This window comes from Streptomyces sp. NPDC031210 (assembly GCF_055570395.1).
This window is the reverse complement of sequence record NZ_JBVIHH010000036.1, coordinates 1-3,848: the sequence shown is the minus strand read 5'-3', so window position 1 is coordinate 3,848 and position 3,848 is coordinate 1. Positions and strand designations below refer to the sequence as shown.

At 68.3% G+C, this 3,848-nt stretch carries 1 pseudogene; it reads right to left on the bottom strand.

Annotation, left to right across the window (positions count from 1 at the left end):
* Positions 1-3,833 (bottom strand): annotated as a pseudogene (locus ACZ45Z_RS33210) (type I polyketide synthase); the annotation flags it as partial.
* Positions 3,834-3,848: the final 15 nt, after the last annotated feature.

Below are 3,848 nucleotides of genomic sequence, written 5' to 3'. Positions count from 1 at the left end.
GGCACCACCACCAACCACCGGCCCCCCACCACAGCCGACTCCTCAACCACCACCGGCTTCCACGCCACCCGATAACGCCACGAATCCACCACCGAGGTCCGCTGCTGCTCACGGCGCCAGGACGCCAGCGCAGGCAGCACGGCGCTCAGAGGCGCATCCTCCTCAAGGGCCAGCGCCCGGCCCAACGACTCCCAGTCCTCCGCCTCAACAGCCGCCCAGAAGCGGGTATCCACGGCATCGTTCCCGGCAGGAGCGGGGGCTTCCAGCCAGTAGCGCTCGCGTTGGAAGGCGTATGTGGGGAGGTCGACGCGTCGGGCACCGGTGTTGGCGAACAGTGCCGGCCAGTCCACCTGGACCCCGGTGACATACAACTCGGCGGCCGAGGTCAGGAAACGCTCCAGGGTGCCTTCGTCACGCCGCAGGGAGCCGGCCACCACCGCCTCGGCATCGGCGTCGTCGAGGGTCTCCTGGACGCCCACGGTCAGCACCGGGTGCGCACTGGACTCCACGAACGTCGTGAAACCCTCCGCCGACAACGCCCGCACACCCGCCTCGAACTGCACCGGACGCCGCAGATTCCGATACCAGTACCCCGCATCCAGACGCTGCGTGTCGAGGAAGGCGCCTTCCACCGTGGAGTAGAACGGAAGGCTTCCCGACTGCGGCCGCACCTGCTCCAGAACGGTAAGCAGCTCCTGCTCGATGGCCTCCACATGCGCCGAATGCGACGCGTAATCCACCGCGATACGACGCGCCCGCACCCCATCGGCTTCGCAAGAGGCAACGAAGGTCTCCACGGCGTCCGAATCCCCGGAAATCACCGTAGAGCCCGGCCCGTTGACGGCCGCGATGCCGAGACCGGCCTCCGCCTTCAGCCGCTCCCGCACCTCCGCCTCAGGAAGCGCGATGGACGCCATACCGCCACGACCGGCCAGCTCACGACCGATGACCTGCGAACGCAGCGCCACCACCCGCGCACCATCCTCCAGCGACAGTCCACCCGCCACCACAGCAGCAGCGATCTCACCCTGCGAGTGACCCAACACCGCATCCGGCACCACACCCACCGAACGCCACAACTCCGCCAGCGACACCATCACCGCCCACGTCACCGGCTGCACCACATCCACCCGATCCAAGGCACGGCCTTCGCTCAGGACTTGAAGCAGATCCCAGTCAACGAACGGCGCCAACGCCTCCCCACACCGCCGCATCCACTCCGCGAACACCGGCGAGGAGAACATCAACTCCGCACCCATGCCCACCCACTGCGAACCCTGACCAGGGAAAACCAACACCGTCCGACCAACCTCACGAACGGCACCAGACACCACACCAGCCCACTCACGGCCCTCACCACGAGCCACCGCACCCAGCGCGTCAAGCAAACCGGACCGGTCAGCGCCCAGCACCACCGCACGGTTCTCCACCGCAGCCCGGGTCATCACCAACGAGAACCCCACATCAACCGGCTCCAACTCGGACCGAGCGTCCACGAACGACCGCAGCCGCTCCGCCTGCGCCCGCAACGCACCCTCACCACGACCGGAAACCACCCACGGCACGACGCCCGGAACACCCGCCGTCTGCCGCTCCGACTCCCCCGCCTCAACGACCGGGGCCTGCTCGATGATCGCGTGCGCGTTCGTGCCACTCACGCCGAACGACGACACACCCGCACGCCGCACCCGACCCGCATCCGAAGGCCAATCCCGCTCCTCCGTCAGCAACTCCACCGCACCGACCGACCAATCCACATGCCGCGACGGCTCATCCACATGCAACGTCCGCGGCAACACACCATGCCGCATCGCCATCACCATCTTGATGACACCACCGACACCCGCAGCCGCCTGCGTATGCCCCACATTCGACTTCAACGACCCCAACCACAAAGGCCGCCCGCCATCCCGACCCTGCCCATACGTCGCCAACAACGCCTGCGCCTCGATCGGATCACCCAGCCGCGTCCCCGTACCGTGCGCCTCCACCACATCCACATCGGCGGCCGACAGTCGCGCATCCGCAAGCGCCTGCCGGATCACCCGCTGTTGCGAGGGACCGTTCGGGGCGGTCAGACCGTTGCTCGCGCCGTCCTGGTTCACCGCCGTGCCACGCACGACAGCCAGCACCTCATGGCCGTTACGGCGGGCGTCCGACAACCGCTCCAACACCAGCACGCCGACACCCTCGCCCCAACCGGTCCCATCCGCACCGGCCGCGAACGCCTTGCACCGACCATCCGCCGCCAACCCCCGCTGACGACTGAACTCCACGAACATGCCGGGGTTGGACATCACCGTCGCGCCGCTTGCCAGGGCCAGGGTGCACTCGCCCTGCCGCAGCGCCCGGACGGCCATGTGCAGCGCGACCAGCGAGGATGAGCACGCGGTGTCCACGGTCACCGCCGGGCCCTCCAGCCCGAAGGTGTATGCCAGCCGGCCCGACAGCACGCTCGGGGTCGTGCCCGTCAGCGCATAGCCTTCCGCTCCGTCGGCGGCCTCGTGCAGTCGGGGGCCGTAGTCCTGAGCCGTCGCACCCACGAAGACGCCGGTCCTGGAGCCGCGCAGCGACCGCGGAACGATGCCGGCCCGCTCGAACGCCTCCCAGGAAGTTTCCAGGAGCAATCGCTGTTGCGGGTCCATGGCCAGCGCCTCACGCGGCGAGATCCCGAAGAACGCCGGGTCGAACTCCGCGGCACCGTAAAGGAAACCGCCCTCACGCACATACGACGTCCCCGCGTGATCCGGATCCGCGTCATACAGCGACTCGACATCCCAACCACGATCCGCCGGGAACACCGAAACAGCATCACCACCCTCGGCCACCAGCCGCCACAGCTCCTCCGGCGAACCCACCCCACCCGGAAAACGACACGCCATCGACACAATGACGATCGGGTCGTCATCGGCCGACTCCGCATGGGGGACGGCCTTCTCCGGACGTACGGCCTCCCCCGCGTCCCCCGCGTCCTTCGCGTCCCGGTCGGGGCGTATTTCCGCCAGCAGGTGGCCGACGAGAGCATTCACGGTCGGGTGGTCGAAGGTGAGGCTCGCGGGCAGGCGCTGCCCTGTGGCGTCGCCGAGTCGGCTGCACAGTTCCACCGCCATCAAGGAGTCGAATCCGAGTTCCTTGAACCGGAGGTCCGAATTCACGCTGTCGCCGCTGACATGCCCCAGGACGACGGCTACCTGGGTCCGTACGAGCTCACGCAGCAGCCGCTCCGCTTCATCCCGAGGCGCCTCGGCGATCTGCTCGGCGAGGTGCGCTTCCTGCCGCTCGGCTCCGTCCGCCGTCTCGGCTTCCGCCTCGCTCCCTGTGCCGCCGGCCTCGCTGTCGGCGCCCTTCTCGGCGGGTCCGCTCTCCGGGGCCGCTCCGCTTTCCCGGGTCTCCTCGGCGTCCTTCAGCCAGTAGCGCTTGCGCTGGAACGCGTAGGTCGGCAAGGACGTGCGCCGTGGGCTGTGCCCGCTCCCTTCCAGGAACGCTTCCCAATTCACCGGCACGCCCCGCACATGCAATTCGGCGAGTGCCTTGGTGACGGCCCGGTCCTCAGGCAATGCCTTACGCAGCATCGGCACCAGAAGGGCATTGCGCCCCGTGACGCAGTCCCGTGCCATGGCGGTCAGTACGCCGCCCGGCCCCATTTCCACGAACGTGGAGACCCCGGCACCCTCCAGCCAGGAAACCTGATCCGCGAAACGCACCGCATCCCGCACATGCCGCACCCAAAACTCCGGATCACACACCCCCTCACCCGCCACCATCCCCAACCGCGGACGACGGAACTCCACCGACCGCACCACCGTCCGAAACTCCTCCACCATCGGATCCATCAACGGCGAATGAAA